Origin of the sequence: Cryptosporangium sp. NPDC048952, from assembly GCF_043197895.1 — a bacterium.
Classification (GTDB): domain Bacteria; phylum Actinomycetota; class Actinomycetes; order Mycobacteriales; family Cryptosporangiaceae; genus Cryptosporangium.
The window spans coordinates 1014343-1031335 of sequence record NZ_JBICTY010000003.1; the positions used below are offsets into that span (position 1 = coordinate 1014343).

A 16993-nucleotide genomic window follows, 5' to 3' on the forward strand; every position below is an offset into this window, starting at 1 on the left:
GAGCTGACGTGCGCAGAGGTCCGGAGCCCGTGGTGCGGCAAGTGCTGACGCGCGAGCGGATCGTGCACGCCGCGGTCGAGCTGATCGAGCGGCACGGCGTCGACGCACTGTCGATGCGCGCGGTGGCGGCCGAGCTCGGCGTCGCGGTGATGTCGCTCTACAACCACGTGCCGAACAAGGCCGCCCTCATGGAGGGGGTCGCCGAGTACGTCGTCGCGGGGCTCGACACGGTGCCCGCCGGTACCGGCGACTGGCAGGGCGAGGCCCGCGCCCTCGTCCGCGCGTTCCGGACCGCGGCCCACGAGTACCCACACTCCATGCGGGTGGTGCTGACCCATTCGATCGACACCACCGCGGCGTCGCGCCTGGCCGAACGCGCGCTCGCGCTCGCAGCGGAAGCCGGCTTCGAAGGCGCCACCGCGGTGCGGATCGTGCACGCGCTGATGGCCTACGCGGTCGGCTCGCAACTGCAGGCGCTCTGGCTCGGGCAGCTTCTCGATCGGGTGTCGGAGGATCCGGGGATCAAACGGGTGGACCCGGCGAAGTTCCCGCACGTCGTGGCATCCGCGTCGGCGCTGCTGGCGCACGACCCCGAGGCTGACTTCGAGTTCGGCCTCGACCTTCTGATCGCGGCCATCGACGCTTTGCCGCATACTGGTTGAACCAGTGAACCAGCGGACGTAAGCTGGCCCGCATGACCGAATACGTGCTCGTGTTCGCCGTACCGGTTTTCGTGCTGTGCGTGGCGCTGGAAATCGCCTCCTACCGGCTGCTGAGCGACGAAAGCGAACTCGGGTACACCGCGTGGGACACGGTGACGAGCCTCTCGATGGGGCTCGGGTTCCTCGTGGTGGAGGCGTTCTGGAAGATCGTCACGCTGGCGGCCCTGGCCGGGGTGTACGCGCTGACGCCGTTGCGGCTCGACCCGACGTCGATCGGGACGTGGGTGCTGTTGTTCTTCGCCGACGACCTGGCCTATTACTGGTACCACCGGTCGCACCACGAGGTGCGGATCCTGTGGGCGTCGCATGTGGTGCACCACTCGAGCCGGCGCTACAACTTCTCCACCGCGCTCCGGCAGCCGTGGACGCCGTTCACCGCGTTGCCGTTCTGGCTTCCGCTAGCGGCGATCGGCATCCCGCCGTGGATGATCTTTTTCCAGCTCTCCGTGAACCTGATCTACCAGTTCTTCCTCCACACCGAACGCATCGGGACGATGCCGCGCTGGTACGAAGCGGTGTTCAATACGCCCTCCCACCATCGGGTGCACCACGGCACGCAGCAGGTCTACCTCGACCGCAACTACGGGGGAATCCTTATCATCTGGGACCGACTCTTCCGGACGTTCGAGCCCGAGGGCGAGCGGGTCGTCTACGGTCTGACCAGGAACATCGAGACGTACAACCCCGTGCGGGTGGCGTTCGGGGAGTACGGAAAGATCGCCCGCGCGGTGCGAGGGGCGTCGTGCTGGCGTCATCGGGTGGGTCACCTGCTGCGCGGGCCGGGATGGGTTCCGCCCGTAAAGTCTGCGGCGTGACCTTCAGTCCGATTGCGCGCAGCGGTGTGTCCGACGCGGTCTACCGGCAGTTGCGGGATGCGATCCTGACCGGGTCGCTCGCTGCCGGTTCGTCGCTGCCGGGCGAGCGGACGCTCGCCGAGGAGTTCGGAGTGGCGCGGCACGGGCTGCGGGAGGCGATCCGGCGGTTGCAGCAGGCGCGACTGGTCGAGGTGAGCCACGGTGGCGCCACCCGGGTGCTGGACTGGCGAGTTTCGGCCGGACTCGAGCTGCTCGGTGATCTGGCGGCGTCGCTGGAGTTGCCGGGGAGCGCGATCCTGCGGTCGGCGCTGGAGATGCGGCTCGCTATCGGTGTGGACGCGGCGCGGTTGGCCGCCAACCGGGCTTCGGCGGACGCGGCCGGCGAGATCGAGGAGTACCTGACCGGTTCGGTGGGGGTCACCGACCCGGTCGTGCTCGCCGAGCGCTACGAGCAGTTCTGGCGGTTGATCATCGTCGCCGGTGACAACCTCGCGTACCAGCTCTCCTACAACAGCCTGGTCCTCGCGATGAACCAGAACGCGGAGGTGACGCGGGAACTCGCCGCTCCCGAGGCCGCGGATCTCCCCACTCAGCGGGTGCTCGCCACAGCGATCGCATCGGGCGACGCCGACGGCGCCGCCGCCGCTGCCCGCCGACTGACGTCAGTGATGCTTTCCCGCCTCTAGCGGCGGCGGTTGGGGTCGGCCAACGGGACGAGGGTGCGTTCGCCGAGGCGGGTCATGGCGTGGAGTGGGGCGGTGGCGGCCCTGAGGACGCGGGCGAGCCCCGGGCGACCCTGTTCCCGCACCAGGAGCGGGCCGATCGTGCTCATCACCTGCGTCAACGCGGGGAGTGGCCGCCCGAACAGCGTCAGCTCGACGATCCGGCCCGCGTCGTCGAATCGCAGTAGCTGGGCCTCTTCGAACTGCTCCGTGCCGGCGCGACCGGTCATGAACAGCGCGCGGGTGCGGTCGTCGCCGACCTCGGTGTGGTAGCGCACGTCGTCGAAGACCTGCACCGCGGCGACGAGCATCTCGCGGACCTGTACACGGCCCTCGAAGCGGAACGCGGCCGTGAGCGGCGAGATCGCGACGGCGTTCTCGGCGAGGCAGGCAGTGGCCGCCTCGGCGTCGCCGTTCTCGCCGGCAGCACGCCACTGGGCGGTCGTGGTTTCGATGGTGGTGGGCATCGTGACCTCCTCGACGGGGTGCTCGTGACGGTAGCGTGAATGTCTACGCGGTGTCGACGGTTCAGTTTTGTCGGAGGGCCTGGCTAGGTTCCCGGACCGTGGCACAACTCCTGGCAGACACCCGTCCACTCCGGACCTCACCCGAGTTCCGGAGAGTCTGGGGTGGCCACATGGTCTCGGCCATCGGCACCGGCATGACCGCTGTCGCGCTGGCGATCCAGGTGTGGGAGATCACCGGGTCGTCGTTCGCGGTCGGCGCGATCGGCCTGGTCACGATGGTGCCGACGCTCGCCCTGGGGCTCCTCGGAGGCTCGATCGCCGACGCCGTCGACCGGCGGCGGCTCGTCCTGGTCATGAGCGTCGGCCTCGCGATCGTGGCCGCGCTGCTCACCGCCCAGGCGCTGCTCGATCTGCGTCAGCTCTGGCTGCTGTACGTGCTGGCGGCGGCGCAGTCCGCGCTCTCCGCGGTGGACACGCCTGCCCGGCGGACGTTCGCGCCCCGTCTCCTACCCCCGGCGCTGCTGCCGGCCGCCGCCGCGCTCACCCACCTGGGTTGGCAGGTCAGCGCGTTGATCGGTCCGTTGATCGCGGGTGGGTTGATCGCGACCGTGGGGGTCGCCGCCGTGTACCTGGTCGACGCGGTCAGTTACGCGGTGTCGGCCTGGGCGGTGTCGGGGATCCGGCCGATCCCGCCGGAGGGTGGCGGCACGGCGGTCGGGCTCCGCTCGGTCGTCGACGGGCTGCGGTACGCGCGGCGGAGCCCGCTGGTGGCGGGCAGCCTGCTCGCCGATTTGAACGCGACGGTCCTGGCCATGCCGCACGCACTGTTTCCCGCGCTGGCCGCCACCCGGTTCGGCGGTGGGGAGGCCACGGCGAGCCTGCTCTACGCGGCGGTCGGGCTGGGCGGGTTGGTGGCCGGTGTGCTGTCCGGTCCGCTGGGCGGAATCCGTCGCCAGGGCGTGGCGATGCTCCTGGCGGTCGGGTGCTGGGGAGCGGCGATCGTCGGCCTCGGGCTGAGTCCGGCGCTCTGGCTCGGCGTGGTGTGCCTGGTGGTCGCGGGCGCGGCGGACGTCGTCACGGTGGTGTTCCGCGGCACGATCCTGCAGCTGACGACGCCGGACGAGCTGCGCGGGCGGATCAGCGGCGTGGACTTCGTCGTGGGCGCGGGCGGCCCCCAGCTCGGCAATGCGCGTGCCGGTGCGGTCGGCTCGCTCGTCGGCCCCGCCGCGGGCGCCGCCCTCGGCGGAGCCGCCTGCGTCCTGGGCGCGCTCGCCCTCGCAGTGGCCCTGCCCACAGTGCGGCGGTATCGCCTCGAGACTGCCGATGGGTAGGGCGGAATCACAGCGAGTAGCGTGCCGTTGGGATTAACGGAGCCGTCGCTCCGCTAGAACGGATCGTCGAACAGGAGTCCGCCGTGGCCGATTCGCCACCCCAGAGCGTCGCCGACGCCGCACCCGCGCCCACCCCCGAGCGCGGTCGGCGCCCCGGAGCGTTCCTCGGCGTCGTCGTGGCCATCTCGCTGCTGCTGTTCGGCGTGCCGTGGTGGACGCTGCTCGGCCCGTCCAACGACTGGCCGCTCGCCGTCGTCCTCGTCGGTTCGCTCGTGCTGCTCGCCGGCTTCATCGGCCTGCCGATCTCGATGATGCGCGGCCACGGCCGCCACGACGATCGTGCCGCCCGCATCGGCGACACGCTGCTCGGCGTCGTCTGGGTGCTTTTCGTCTGGTCGGTGATCGGCGACGTCCTGCGGCTCGTGCTGTGGCTGGGCGGGGTCGACCACGCCTCCCGGATCACCGCGGTGTTCACGCTGGTCGTGAGCGTGGTCCTGCTGGTGTGGGGCCACTACGAGGCGATGCGCGTCTCCCGCGTCCGCGAGCTCGACGTCACGCTGCCCCGGCTCGGCGCCGGCCTCGACGGCACCCGCGTCGTGCTCATCGCCGATACCCACTACGGCCCGATCGATCGCGCGGAGTGGTCACGCAAGACCGCGGAACTGGTCAACACGCTCGACGCGGACGTCATCGCGCACGCGGGCGACATCGCCGACGGCACGCCCGACCAGCGCGAGGAGCAAGCGGCGCCGCTCGGCACGCTGAACGCGCGGCTGGCGAAGGTGTACGTCACCGGCAACCACGAGTACTTCAACGAGGCGCAGGGTTGGCTCGACCGGATGTCCGCCCTCGGCTGGAACTCGCTGCACAACCGCCACGTCGTGGTGGAGCGCGGCGGCGACCGGCTGGTGGTGGCGGGCGTCGACGACGTGACGGCTGCCGGTTCCGGGCTGGCCGGGCACCGCACCGACCTGGACGGCGCCCTGGCCGGCGCCGACCCGGAGCTGCCCGTGCTGCTGCTGGCGCATCAGCCGAAGTTCATCCGGCGCGCCGCCGAGGCGGGGATCGACCTTCAGGTGTCGGGGCACACGCACGGCGGCCAGATGTGGCCGTTCAACTTCCTGGTGCGGCTCGACCAGCCGGTGGTGCGGGGCCTGTCGCGCCACGGCGAGCGGACGCAGCTCTACACGAGCGGTGGAACCGGCTTCTGGGGGCCGCCGTTCCGCATCTTCGCGCCGAGCGAGATCACCGTGCTGACGCTGCGGTCGGCCGCGCGCTGACGTTGTCCAGGAGTAGGTGAACGGTGAGTTCGAGGCGGGCCGCGACGTCGCTGACCGAGGCCCGCCGGGTGACCCAGGCGACCAGGTTGGAGAGCCACACGTCGCCGATCACCCGGGCGATCGCCAGGTCCTCGGCGCTCGGCTCCTCGTGGATCGCCTGCCCGAACATCCGCTCCATCAGCCGGGCGACGGTGTCGACCTCGGCCGACACGCTGGCGTCCGCGAACATGAACGCGCGGGTCATCGCCTCGGTGAGCTGCGGGTAACGCTGCAGCTTGCGGGTGACCCGCCCGAGCACGAACAGCACTCGCTCGCTCGGCGTCTCGCCGGGGATGTCGACCCGGTCGAGCTTCTCCTGGGCGTTCTCGAACTCCCGCGCGAGTCCGGTGACCAGCAGGTGGTTCTTCGAGGGGAAGTACCGGTAGAGCGTGCCGAGTGCGACGTCGGCGTTCTCGGCGACGGCACGCATCTGCACGGCCTCGTACCCGCCCTTGGTCGCGAGTGCGATCGTGGCATCGAGCATCCGCTTGCGCCGGTCACGCTGCGCGGCCGAGCCGAGGTCGTCCTCGGTGAGCGCGTTGAGCGTGTTGAGGACGCTCTGCCCGCCACCGCGCGCACGAGATGGTCCGGCCATCGGGTCAACTCCCTGGATCTGACGGATACGCATACGAGAGTACCCCGGGCAAGGAGTCACACGTTCTAGTGTCGGGGGTCCGTCACGTTCCCGTAACGCACGATCGTCCCTTCGTGACACTGGAGAAACCGTTCACTTCGTCGCGGAACGCCGCGGCGTGCCGTTAGAACCTGTTCTAGTATTCGGTGGTGGACTTCACTCCCGAACCACCCCTGCGGGACGCCGCGGAGCTGGCCGCGCTGGTGGCCGAACGCTCCGGCGGCGACCGCCTGTGGGACGCGCTCGTGGACGCCGGACTCGTCGAACTCGCGTTACCCGCCGGCGTCGGCGGTGACGACCTCGGGCCCGCCGGAGCGGCCGTCGTCCTCACCGAACTCGGGCGCCGGGCGGCGTCCACGCCGTTCTTCGCGACGCTCGGCGTCGGGGCGCTGACGCTGGCCCGGTGCGGTGCCGCGGAGGACGTGCTCCGGCGCGTCGTCGACGACGGTGCGGTGCTCACCGCGGCGCTGCACGAGCCGTCGGTGGCGTTCCCGCGCTTCCCCCGTACGGTGGCCAGTGCGGTTACGGACGGGTACTCGCTCTCCGGGGTGAAGCTCGGAGTGCCGGACGCGGACGCCGCGGAGCACGTCCTGGTGCCGGTGGCCGGACCCGCGCTGCTGTTGGTCGACCTCCGGACGCCGGGCATGGAGGTCTCCCGCGTCCCCGGCGCCGGGGAGAACGCGCCCTACCGCCTGGCGTTCGACGAGGTCTTCGTTCCGGCCGAGGCGCTGGTCGGCGGCGCGGACGCGGTGAGCGACCTGTACCGCCTGGCGCTGGCCGCGGCGGTCAGCTACGGCGACGGCCTGCTGGCCGGGGCTCTGGACCTCACCGTCGCGCACGTGGCCACCCGGGAACAGTTCGGGCGGCCGTTGGCGACGTTCCAGGCCGTCGCCCAGCAGATCGCCGACGTCTACCTGGCGTCGCGCACGCTCCACCTGCTGGCGCAGTCCACGGTCTGGCGGCTGCAGAACGGCCTCGACCCGGGCACCGACGCCGAGGTGGCCGCGTACTGGGTCGCGACCGAGCTCCCCGCCGCGATCGGTACCTGCCACCACCTGCACGGCGGCCTCGGTCTCGACCGCGACTACCCGCTGCAGCACTTCTCGGCGGCGGCCAGCGACCTGGCACGGCTGGTCGGCGGGCCCTCCGAAACGCTCGACCGGCTCGGCGCGCAGTACGTGGAGGACAAGTGCTGATCGACCTGACGTCCGCACAACGCGCCCTCCGCGACGAGATGCGCGCGTACTTCGCCGGGGTCCTCTCACCGGCCGAGCGGGAAGCGATGCTGGTCGACCGGCACGGCCCCGAGTACCGCGACCTGATCCGGCGCCTCGGCCGCGACGGTTGGCTCGGGCTCGGCTGGCCCACCGAGTACGGCGGGCGCGGCCTCGGCCCGGTCGAGCAGCAGCTGTTCGTCAACGAGGCGACGCGCGCGGACGTACCACTACCGTCGGTCACACTCGAGACCGTCGGCCCGACGCTCCAGCGGTACGGCACCGACGACCAGAAAGCGCGCTTCCTGCCGGGCATCCTGCGCGGCGACGTCCACTTCGCGATCGGCTACACCGAGCCGGAAGCCGGCACCGACCTCGCGTCGCTGCGCACCAGGGCGGTCCGCGACGGCGCCGACTACGTCGTCAACGGCCAGAAGATCTTCACCACCGGCGGGCACGACGCCGACTACATCTGGCTGGCCTGCCGCACCGACCCCGAGGCGCCGAAGCACCGCGGTATCTCGATCCTGATCGTCGACACCCGCGACCCCGGCTACACGTGGACACCGATCATCACGTCCGACGGTGCGCACCACGTCAACGCCACCTACTACCGCGACGTCCGGGTGCCGGTGTCGATGCGCGTCGGCGAGGAGAACCGTGGCTGGCGGCTGATCACCACCCAGCTCAACCACGAGCGGGTGATGCTGGGGCCGGCCGGGCGGCTGGGCGGGCTGCTCGACCGCGTGCGGTCCTGGGCTTCGACCCGGACGGACCCTGCTGGCGCTCCGCTGCTGGAGCGCGACGACGTACGACGTGCTCTGGCGCGCGTCCATGCGTTCCAGCGTGCGAACGAGCTGCTCAACTGGCAGGTCGCCGCGGCGGCGGGCGGTCCGGGGGAGATCGCCGACGCGTCCGCCTCCAAGGTGTTCGCTGCGCAGGCGGTCCAGTGGGCCGGGCCGCTGCTGGAGGACGTCGTGTCCCGGCACGGCGACCCGGCGGACCCGGAGACCGCGGCGCTGCTCCGCTGGCTCGACGTCCAACGCAAACGCAACACGGTCCTGACGTTCGGCGGCGGCGTCGACGAGATCCAGCGCGAGCTGATCGCGACGGCGGGCCTCGGGCTGGAGAGGGTGCCCCGATGACCTCCACCATTCTCGACGCCGCGAAGAAGATCCGGGCCCGGGGCGAGAGCGCGCCGTTCGTGGCGCGCGATCCGGTCAGCGAGCCGGTGATGCATGCCTGGCTCGACGCGCTGGGCGATTCCAATCCCGTCTACGTGGATCGTGACGCCGCCGTGGAAGCCGGGCATCCCGGCATCGTCGTACCGCCCGCGATGATCCAGGTCTGGACGATGCCCGGACTGGGCCGGGTCCGGGACGCCGACGACCCGCTCTGGCTGATGCTCACCGTGCTGACCGACGCCGGCTACCCGTCGATCGTCGCCACGGACTGCGACCAGACCTACCACCGCTACCTCCGGCCCGGCGAGAAGCTGACCGTGCGGTCCCGGCTCGGCGAGGTCACCGGTCCGAAGCAGACGGCGCTGGGTGAGGGCTGGTTCGTCACCACGCACAACACCTGGTACTCGGGCGACGAGCCGGTCGCCGAGATGGCGTGGCGAGTGTTGAAGTTCCGGCCGGCCCCGAAGCCGCCGAACGTGCTGCGGCCGGTCGTCAGCAAGGACACCGAGTTCTTCTGGGACGGCACGGCGAAGGGCGAGCTCCGCATTCAACGCTGCGAGAAGTGCGGTGTCCTGCGGCACCCGCCCGGCCCGTTCTGTCGATCGTGCGGCTCGGAGTTCTCCGGGTACCTCGTCGCCTCCGGGCGCGGCACGATCTTCAGTTACGTCGTGCACCACCATCCCCCGGTACCGGGGCGCCAGACGCCGTACGTCGTCGCGCTGGTGGAGCTGGAGGAAGGCGTCCGCATGCTCGGGGAGCTGCTGGACGGGCGGCCGGAAATCGGTACACCGGTCAGTCTCGTGTGGCAACGCATCGACGAGTCGCTGACTCTGCCCGCCTGGAGGGTTCGATGACGGATCTACCCGAGCTCGTCCTCGAGGTCACGCCCACGTTCGTCGTCAGCACCGCGATCGCCACCCGCGACTACCAGGAGGTGCACCACGACCGCGACCTCGCGGTGGCGCGCGGCTCGAAGGACATCTTCCTCAACATCCTGACGACGACCGGCCTGGTGCAGCGGTACGTCACGGACTGGGCGGGGCCGTCGGCGCGGATCGGTGGCGTGAGGATTCGCCTCGGCGTGCCGTGTTACGCGTACGACCGGCTCACGTTCTCGGGGTCGGTGACATCCGAGAACGAGGGTGTCCTCACGGTCGCCGTCGTCGGCCGGGTAAGTCGTGGTGACCACGTTCGCGGAACGGTGAAGGTGACGCTGTGAGCATCTCGGGGCAGGCCGCGCTGGTCGGCATCGGCGCCACCGACTTCTCCAAGGATTCCGGGCGCAGCGAGCTCAAACTCGCCGCCCAAGCCGTACGCGCCGCCCTGGACGACGCCGGGCTCACCCCCGCCGACGTCGACGGGCTGGTGAGCTTCACCCAGGACAACAACACCGAGATCGCTGTCGCCCGCGAGGTGGGCATTCCCGAGCTGACGTTCTTCAGCCGCATCCACTACGGGGGCGGTGCCGCGTGCGCCACCGTGCAGCAGGCCGCGATGGCGGTGGCGACCGGCGTCGCGTCGGTAGTGGTCTGTTACCGGGCGTTCAACGAACGCTCGGGTCACCGTTTCGGCCAGGTGCAGCCGGGGTTGGCGGTCGCACCGACCTCGGGAGGTGTCGACGCGGGGTGGTCGTACCCGTTCGGGCTCGGCACGCCGGCGAGCTGGGTGGCGATGTTCGCGCAGCGCTATTTGCACACGTACGGTGCCTCGTCGGAGGACCTGGGCCGGGTGGCGGTGACGATGCGCGCCCACGCGGCGACGAACCCGGCGGCGTGGTTCTACGAGCGGCCGATCACGCTGGAGGAGCACCAGGCGTCGCGGTGGATCTGCGAGCCGCTGCGGCTGTTCGACTGCTGCCAGGAAAGTGACGGGGGCGTGGCTGTTGTCGTGACGTCTGTGGACCGGGCGCGGGACCTCCGGCGAGCGCCGGTGCTGATCGCCGGTGCCGCCCAGGGGAGTGGCGACGACGAGTACCTGATGACCAGCTACTACCGCGACGACCTGACGCAGTTGCCGGAGCTCGGCACGGTGGCGCGGCAGCTGTGGGGGCAGGCGGGGCTGAATCCGGCCGATGTGGACGTCGCCGTGCTCTACGACCACTTCACGCCGTTCGTGCTGGTGCAGCTGGAGGAGCTCGGGTTCTGCGGGCGCGGTGAGGCGGCGGGGCTCGTGGCCTCCGGCGCCCTGGGGCTGGACGGTTCGCTGCCGACCAACCCCCACGGTGGGCAGTTGGGGGAGGCGTACATCCACGGGATGAACGGGATCGCGGAGGGGGTGCGTCAGCTGCGGGGTTCGGCGGTGAACCAGGTCGCTGGCGCGTCGACAGTGCTGGTGACAGCGGGCACCGGCGTGCCGACGAGCGGCCTGGTACTCACGTCGGCGTAGCGGTGACGCCGCTGAACCCCGGTGGCCGTCCCCGATAGCTCTGCTCGATCGTCGCGAGAACCTTGCCGGGGTCGTCGCGCGTGGAACTCCTCGGAGTCGGCCTCGAGCGCCAAGCCGACCTCTTGGATCCAGCCATCGGGGGTCGGCAGCTTCCAACGCACCCACGGTCGTCAGGCCGCGTTGCACGGATTCCGCCAAGAACGCGCGCGCGACCCGGAGCGGATCACCGCACCGGGCCGCATCCGCACCAGCGCGCTCTACCGAGCACACCTCGTACGCGCCACGTGGCCGCGCGCGCTGAGATCCAGTCTGGACCACAGGCGCCCAGCTGCGGTGATCACGACAGCTGAGCATCTGTGGTCCGAAGTGGACCAACACGCGCGACGCCGCCCCACATCTCGACGTCCCCCGGGCTCAGGTCCGTGGAGGCCCGCCACTCCGCGATGCTCACCAACCCCGGCTCCACCAGCTCGAGCCCCTCGAAGAAGCGCGACACCTCCGCGAACGAACGGAACTGCCCCGGCGTCGACGCCATGATCGGCGCCAGAGCCTCCAACTGTTCCGGCGTCTGGTGATCGATGGTGCCGTGCGACAACGCGAGGTACGAACCCGGCGCCAACGCATCCACGAGCTCCGCCACGCGCGCATACGGCGAATCCGCGTCCTCCAGGAAGTGCAGCACCGAGAACAGCAGCAACCCGATCGGCTGATCGAAGTCCAGCGGAGCCCGCGCCAGAATCTCGCCGGGGTTCCGTACGTCTCCTTCGAGGTACGTGGTGTTACGGCTCAGCAAAGGCCCCGCGTGCAACAGCACGATCGGATCGTTGTCGACGTACACCACCCGCGCATCGGGGGCCACCTCGTGCACGTTCCCTGCGCTCGGTATCCCCGTTCCCACGTCCAGGAACTGCCTGATGCCTGAATCGAACAAATACTTCACCGCTCGCTGCAGGAACCTGCGGTTCTCCACCGCCGCGGTGCGGGTGCTGGGGAATGCGGCCGCGATCGCGTCGCCCGACGCCCGGTCGGCGGCGAAGTTCACGGTGCCACCGAGCCAGTAGTCGTACCGCCGCGCGGGGTGTGCGACCGACGTGTCGATGCCGGGAGGTGCTTCCTCGTTGCTCACACGGGAATTACAGCGCACCCGCCGCATCGAGCGCCGCCAGGTACCCCGACGTCATCGCCGGCCCCAGCGTCGCCCCCGGACCGGCGTACGTGCGGCCCATCACCTGCGCGCTGGTGTTGCCCGCCGCGTACAGCCCCGGAATGACGCTGCCGTCGTCCCGCAGCACCCGCGAGTGGTCGTCGGTGACCAGTCCACCCTTCGTCCCGAGGTCGCCCGGCACGATCTTCACCGCGTAGAACGGCGGCTTCACCAGCGCCGCGAGGTTGGGGTTCGGTTTCACACGGGGATCCCCGTAATAGCGGTCGTACGCCGATTCGCCCCGCCCGAAATCGAGGTCGCGCCCCGTCGAAGCAAACCCGTTGAAGCGTTCGATCGTTTTTTCCAAAGAAGAAGAAGGAATTCCGATTTTTTCTGAAAGGCCAGCCAGAGACGAAGATCGAGCCGCCACGCCCGCTCGGTACCACGAGCCCGGCAGCGGTTGCCGTGGCCCCTTCGCGGTGAACAGGTACCGATCGCGATAGCGCTGATCGAACACCAGCCACGCGGGCACCCGCGGCTCGTCGAACGAGTACATCGCGTGCACGGCGTCCACGTACGGGGCAGCCTCGTTCACGAAGCGCTTGCCGTTCACGTCCACCAGCACGCATCCCGGCAGCGAGCGCTCCGCCAGCAGGAAGTACGGCCCGCGCGGCAGCGGCACCGACGGTCCCCACCAGGCGTCGTCCATCAGGCGCACCGCCGCACCGAGGTCCTGCGCGGTGCGGATGCCGTCGCCGGTGTTCGCCTCGGCGCCGACGGTCCACTCGGTGCCGATCGGCTCCTTCTGGTACTTCTTGCGCATCGTGTCGTCGCGCTCGAATCCACCGGCGGTGAGCACGACGCCCTTCGAGGCGGTCAACACCTCGGGCTCCGCACCCCGCACCGCGACCCGGACACCGGTCACGCGCCCGCCCGAAACCACCAACTCCAGCATCGGCGTCGACAACCACACCGGCACGTCGTGCCGCTCCAGCCCGGCGCGTAACCCGGCGGCCAGCGCCTGGCCCATCGTCAGCAGCTCGCGCCGCCGCATCCGGCTGCCCCACGCCCGGGCGCCGACGCGGGCCGCCGTGGCCACCCCTCGTGGATGCCGCATCACCAGGTTCAGCCAGCGGAACTCCGCCTGCGTGATCGCCAGCCCGCCCTTCGCGGCGAGGTACGGCGGCTCGAGCGTCGACCGCAGCGAGCCCAGCACCGACGCCGGGAACGGGCGCGGCTCCACCGACCGCCCCGTCGGACGTCCGCCGGGTGCCTCCGGGTAGTAGTCGGAGTAGCCGCGCACCCAGCCCAGCCGCAGCGGCGTCTCGCGCTCCAGGAGCGCGAGCATGTCGGGCCCGTGGCGCAGGAACGCGTCTCGCAACGCACTGCCGTCCTCGTCACCCGGCTGCGCCGCGGTCGCGACGATGTGCTCCAGGTACGTCTTCGCCGCTGCGGCGTCGTCGACCACACCGTCGCGCTGCAGCACGTGGTTGTTGGGAATCCAGACGCCTCCACCGGACCGGGCGGTGGAACCGCCGTAGCGCGGGGACTTCTCCACCACTATCGCGCGCAGGCCCGACGTGGCGGCGGCCAGCGCTGCGGTCATCCCCGCACCGCCGGCACCGACGACTACCAGGTCGAACTCTTGGGCAGCGGACATCGAAGCTCCTCTCGATCTGTAACACGTTATAGAAAAGTCGGACCGCACCGCTATGGTGGGAGCGAGCTTGAATCAGAACGCGTTCTAGAGCGGAGTCCTCCATGCTCGACGACGTCGACCTACGACGAGCGGCTGACGCCCTCCGGTCAGCCGAGCGTGACCGAGTGGCGATCCCGCCGCTGATCACCACGTTCCCGGGCATCACCGCCGGCGACGCCTACCGCATCCAGCTGCTCAACATCGAGCGGCGCGGCGCCGCGGTCGTCGGCCACAAGGTCGGCCTGAGCTCCAAGGCCATGCAGCAGATGATGGGCGTCGACGAGCCCGACTACGGCCACCTGCTCGCCGACATGCGCAACGCCGAGGACGCCCCGGTCGATACGAGCCGCTACCTGCTCCCGCGCGTCGAACCCGAGGTGGGCTTCGTCCTCGGCGACGATCTCCCCGAAGACTGCACCGAGGAGCAGGCCCTCGCGGCCACCGAAGCCATCGCGCCGGCGCTCGAACTCATCGACAGCCGCATCGTCGACTGGAAGATCGCACTTCCCGACACGATCGCCGACAACGCCTCCTCCGCCGGCTTCGTCCTCGGCAAGACCCGGCTCGATCCGCGCACTGTCGACCTCGCGGCGCTCCCGGTGATCCTCCACCGCAACAACGAGCAGGTCGGCTCCGGTACATCGTCGGCCGTCCTCGGCAATCCGCTGGTCGCGGTCGCCTGGCTCGCGCGCACCGTCGCACGCTTCGGCGTCCGGTTGCGTGCCGGGCACGTGGTACTTCCCGGGTCCTGCACACGAGCGGTCGACGCTCGTCCCGGCGACGTGTTCCGCGCCGAGTTCGGGCCGCTCGGCGCGGTGCACCTCACCTTCAAATGAGCTCTCCGACCAAGCGAGGTGACGCGTGAGGAAAGCACGGGCAGCGATCGTCGGGTCCGGCAACATCGGCACCGACCTGATGTACAAGTTGCTGCGCTCCGAGCACATCGAGCCGCAGTGGATGATCGGTATCGACCCCGAGAGCGAAGGCCTCCAGCGGGCGGCGAAAGCGGGTCTGGAAGCCAGCGCCGAAGGCGTCGAGTGGCTTCTGAAGCAGGACCAACGTCCGGACCTGGTGTTCGAAGCCACCTCGGCCTCCGTGCACCGCGCCAATGCCCCCCGCTACGCGGAGGCCGGGATCGTCGCGATCGACCTGACGCCCGCAGCGGTCGGTCCCGCCGTCATCCCTCCCGTCAATCTGGGCGACGAGTTGGGCGCAACGAACGTCAATCTGATCACCTGTGGCGGGCAGGCGACGATTCCGATGGTCGCCGCGGTTTCCCGGGCCACACCGGTGCACTATGCCGAGATCGTCGCCACCGTGGCGTCGAAGTCGGCGGGGCCCGGCACCCGGGCGAACATCGACGAGTTCACGCGCGTCACCAGCCGCGGTCTCGAGACGATCGGCGGCGCCGAACGGGGCAAGGCGATCATCGTGCTCAACCCGGCCGATCCGCCGATGATCATGCGCGACACGATCTTCTGCCAGGTCGCGCCCGACGCCGATCAGGCCGCGATCACCGCGTCGGTGGAGCGGATGGTCGCGGACGTGGCGGCCTACGTGCCCGGCTACCGGCTCCTCAACGACGTCCAGTTCGACGACGACCGGGTGAGCATCTTCATCGAGGTGGAGGGCGCCGGGGACTATCTGCCGCCCTACGCAGGCAACCTCGACATCATGACCGCGGCGGCCGCCCGGGTCGGCGCTGAGCTCGCTTCCCGGAGGGTGACGGCATGATTCGCATCACCGATACGTCCCTGCGGGACGGCTCACACGCCAAACGCCACCAATTCACTGTCGACGAAGTACGCGCGGTCGTCGGTGCGCTGGACGCCGCCGGCGTGCCGGTGCTCGAGGTGACCCACGGCGATGGACTGGGCGGTTCCTCGTACAACTACGGGTTCAGCCACACGCCCGAGCAGGAGCTCATCCGCACCGCGGTGGAAACCGCCACGCAGGCGAAGATCGCGTTCCTGATGCTGCCGGGCGTCGGCGTGAAGGACGACATCCGCGCGGCCGCCGACAACGGGGCGACGATCTGCCGCGTCGCCACGCACTGCACCGAGGCCGACGTCTCGATCCAGCACTTCGGCCTCGCCCGCGATCTCGGGTTGGAGACCGTCGGGTTCCTGATGATGGCGCACTCGATCCCCCCGGAGGATCTCGCCGAGCAGGCCCGCATCATGGCCGACGCCGGCTGCCAGTGCGTGTACGTCGTCGACTCGGCCGGAGCTCTGGTGATGGATCAGGTCGGTGATCGGGTTTCCGCCCTGGTCGCTGAATTGGGCGACGACGCCACTGTCGGCTTCCACGGGCACGAGAACCTGGGGCTGGGCGTCGCGAACTCGGTCCTCGCCGTGCGCGCGGGCGCCCAGCAGATCGACGGTTCGACGCGGCGGTTCGGCGCCGGGGCGGGCAACACGCCGGTCGAGGCGTTCGTCGGGGTGTGCGACAAGCTCGGCATCGAGACCGGCATCGACTTCTTCGCGATCGTCGACGCCGCCGAGGACGTCGTGCTGCCGACGATGCCCGAGGAGTGCCGTCTCGACCGGATGGCGCTGATCATGGGCTACGCCGGGGTGTACTCCAGCTTCCTCAAGCACGCGTTCCGGCAGGCCGAGCGGTACCAGGTGTCGGGCGCGGAGATCCTGGTGCGGGCGGGTGCGCGCAAGCTCGTCGGCGGCCAGGAGGACCAGCTCATCGACATCGCGCTCGCCATACAGAAGGAGCAGCAGGGTCAGCGCGAAGAGGCGGCCGCCACGAACCAGTCGCCGGTCAGGACGGGCTGACCACCGATCTCGTCCGCGAGTTGCTCGACGGTCAGGAAACGCTTGAAGACATGGTGGCGGGAGCCGTCGTTGAGGATGCGCTCCTGCTGCTGCTCGGGGTGTTCGCCGGGGCGGAGCGCGGTGTCGACGACGATCAGCTCGCGCGCCACCCGGCGGGCCTCGCCCAGGAACGTGGCGCGCTCCGCCGGCGGCAGGTGCCCGTAGAAGTGGCCGGTGAACACGCGCTCGAAGGCGTCGTCGGCGAACGGCAGGTCGAGCGCGTCACCGCGCAGCGCGATGCCGTTCCTCAAGCGACGCTGGGTCAGCGCCACCATCGAGGGGCTCTGGTCCAGCGCGACGACGAACCCGCGCAGATGTCGGGTGAGGAAGCCGCTGCCGCAGGCCACGTCCAGGGTGCGCGCGGGCTCCAGGGCGTGGACGAACCGGCACAGGTCGTCGACTTCGGCGTCCCAGCCCGGACGGAGGCGCGCGGCGAAGCGCCCGAGGCTCTCGTACCACTCGTCGTACTCCGCGGCGCGCTGCTCGTAGTACGCCGCCGTCCCGGGATCACGCGCGAACGAAGGCACCCGTC

18 protein-coding genes are annotated in these 16993 nt (G+C 70.4%); 13 read left to right on the forward strand and 5 right to left on the reverse strand.

What is annotated here, in order from left to right:
- Positions 1-8 precede the first annotated feature (8 nt).
- From ACGFY5_RS20740 to ACGFY5_RS20750, 3 genes are read left to right on the forward strand one after another with little or no spacing between them, the layout of a single operon-like run.
- The gene (locus ACGFY5_RS20740; RefSeq protein ID WP_392721943.1) at positions 9-662 is read left to right on the forward strand and encodes a TetR/AcrR family transcriptional regulator; all 654 of its coding nucleotides are present in this window, start codon (positions 9-11) and stop codon (positions 660-662) included.
- 32 nt (positions 663-694) lie between these two features.
- Positions 695-1537 carry a sterol desaturase family protein gene (locus tag ACGFY5_RS20745; RefSeq protein ID WP_392721944.1) on the forward strand — a complete coding sequence of 281 codons (843 nt, stop codon included), beginning with the start codon at positions 695-697 and terminating at the stop codon, positions 1535-1537.
- Positions 1534-2223: a FadR/GntR family transcriptional regulator gene (locus tag ACGFY5_RS20750; RefSeq protein WP_392721946.1), complete on the forward strand. Its 690-nt coding sequence runs from the start codon at positions 1534-1536 to the stop codon at positions 2221-2223. The genes ACGFY5_RS20745 and ACGFY5_RS20750 overlap by 4 nt, the downstream gene beginning before the upstream one ends.
- On the opposite strand, the gene ACGFY5_RS20755 is transcribed toward ACGFY5_RS20750, so the two are convergent.
- Entirely contained in the window at positions 2220-2726 is a 507-nt protein-coding gene (locus tag ACGFY5_RS20755) for a nuclear transport factor 2 family protein (protein WP_392721948.1), read from the reverse strand. The genes ACGFY5_RS20750 and ACGFY5_RS20755 overlap by 4 nt on opposite strands.
- A 170-nt stretch (positions 2727-2896) precedes the next feature.
- On the opposite strand from ACGFY5_RS20755, the gene ACGFY5_RS20760 reads away from it, so the two are divergent.
- Positions 2897-4057, forward strand: a complete 1161-nt coding sequence (locus ACGFY5_RS20760) for an MFS transporter (RefSeq protein ID WP_392721950.1) — start codon at positions 2897-2899, stop codon at positions 4055-4057.
- Between the two features lie 83 nt (positions 4058-4140).
- Complete coding sequence (locus ACGFY5_RS20765) at positions 4141-5337, forward strand: metallophosphoesterase (protein ID WP_392721951.1); 1197 nt, start codon at positions 4141-4143, stop codon at positions 5335-5337.
- On the opposite strand, the gene kstR is transcribed toward ACGFY5_RS20765, so the two are convergent.
- Positions 5303-5971, reverse strand: coding sequence for a cholesterol catabolism transcriptional regulator KstR (kstR, locus tag ACGFY5_RS20770; RefSeq protein WP_392721952.1), 669 nt, complete (start codon positions 5969-5971; stop codon positions 5303-5305). The genes ACGFY5_RS20765 and kstR overlap by 35 nt on opposite strands.
- 188 nt (positions 5972-6159) lie before the next feature.
- On the opposite strand from kstR, the gene ACGFY5_RS20775 reads away from it, so the two are divergent.
- The 5 genes from ACGFY5_RS20775 to ACGFY5_RS20795 are packed head-to-tail and all read left to right on the forward strand — an operon-like array spanning position 6160 to position 10793.
- Complete coding sequence (locus tag ACGFY5_RS20775; protein WP_392721954.1) at positions 6160-7206, forward strand: acyl-CoA dehydrogenase family protein; 1047 nt, start codon at positions 6160-6162, stop codon at positions 7204-7206.
- On the forward strand, positions 7200-8369 hold the full coding sequence (locus ACGFY5_RS20780) for an acyl-CoA dehydrogenase family protein (protein WP_392721956.1): 1170 nt from the start codon (positions 7200-7202) through the stop codon (positions 8367-8369). The genes ACGFY5_RS20775 and ACGFY5_RS20780 overlap by 7 nt, the downstream gene beginning before the upstream one ends.
- Positions 8366-9262, forward strand: coding sequence for a bifunctional MaoC family dehydratase N-terminal/OB-fold nucleic acid binding domain-containing protein (locus ACGFY5_RS20785; RefSeq protein ID WP_392721958.1), 897 nt, complete (start codon positions 8366-8368; stop codon positions 9260-9262). Before ACGFY5_RS20780 ends, ACGFY5_RS20785 begins: the two co-directional genes overlap by 4 nt.
- Positions 9259-9627, forward strand: coding sequence for a MaoC family dehydratase (locus tag ACGFY5_RS20790; protein WP_392721960.1), 369 nt, complete (start codon positions 9259-9261; stop codon positions 9625-9627). Before ACGFY5_RS20785 ends, ACGFY5_RS20790 begins: the two co-directional genes overlap by 4 nt.
- Positions 9624-10793: a lipid-transfer protein gene (locus ACGFY5_RS20795; protein ID WP_392721961.1), complete on the forward strand. Its 1170-nt coding sequence runs from the start codon at positions 9624-9626 to the stop codon at positions 10791-10793. The genes ACGFY5_RS20790 and ACGFY5_RS20795 overlap by 4 nt, the downstream gene beginning before the upstream one ends.
- Before the next feature lie 337 nt (positions 10794-11130).
- Here ACGFY5_RS20795 and ACGFY5_RS20800 read toward each other — a convergent pair whose 3' ends face one another.
- Positions 11131-11919, reverse strand: a complete 789-nt coding sequence (locus ACGFY5_RS20800) for an SAM-dependent methyltransferase (protein WP_392721963.1) — start codon at positions 11917-11919, stop codon at positions 11131-11133.
- 7 nt (positions 11920-11926) lie between these two features.
- The gene (gene kstD / locus ACGFY5_RS20805; protein ID WP_392721965.1) at positions 11927-13597 is read right to left on the reverse strand and encodes a 3-oxosteroid 1-dehydrogenase; all 1671 of its coding nucleotides are present in this window, start codon (positions 13595-13597) and stop codon (positions 11927-11929) included.
- A 101-nt stretch (positions 13598-13698) separates the two neighbouring features.
- Between kstD and ACGFY5_RS20810 the strand changes: the two genes are divergently transcribed.
- The 3 genes from ACGFY5_RS20810 to dmpG are packed head-to-tail and all read left to right on the forward strand — an operon-like array spanning position 13699 to position 16422.
- Positions 13699-14472 carry a 2-keto-4-pentenoate hydratase gene (locus ACGFY5_RS20810; RefSeq protein ID WP_392721966.1) on the forward strand — a complete coding sequence of 258 codons (774 nt, stop codon included), beginning with the start codon at positions 13699-13701 and terminating at the stop codon, positions 14470-14472.
- 25 nt (positions 14473-14497) lie between these two features.
- Entirely contained in the window at positions 14498-15370 is an 873-nt protein-coding gene (locus tag ACGFY5_RS20815) for an acetaldehyde dehydrogenase (acetylating) (protein WP_392721968.1), read from the forward strand.
- On the forward strand, positions 15367-16422 hold the full coding sequence (gene dmpG / locus ACGFY5_RS20820; protein ID WP_392721970.1) for a 4-hydroxy-2-oxovalerate aldolase: 1056 nt from the start codon (positions 15367-15369) through the stop codon (positions 16420-16422). Before ACGFY5_RS20815 ends, dmpG begins: the two co-directional genes overlap by 4 nt.
- Here dmpG and ACGFY5_RS20825 read toward each other — a convergent pair.
- The gene (locus ACGFY5_RS20825) at positions 16371-16988 is read right to left on the reverse strand and encodes a class I SAM-dependent methyltransferase (RefSeq protein ID WP_392721972.1); all 618 of its coding nucleotides are present in this window, start codon (positions 16986-16988) and stop codon (positions 16371-16373) included. The two genes, dmpG and ACGFY5_RS20825, sit on opposite strands and share 52 nt — an antisense overlap.
- Positions 16989-16993 lie beyond the last annotated feature (5 nt).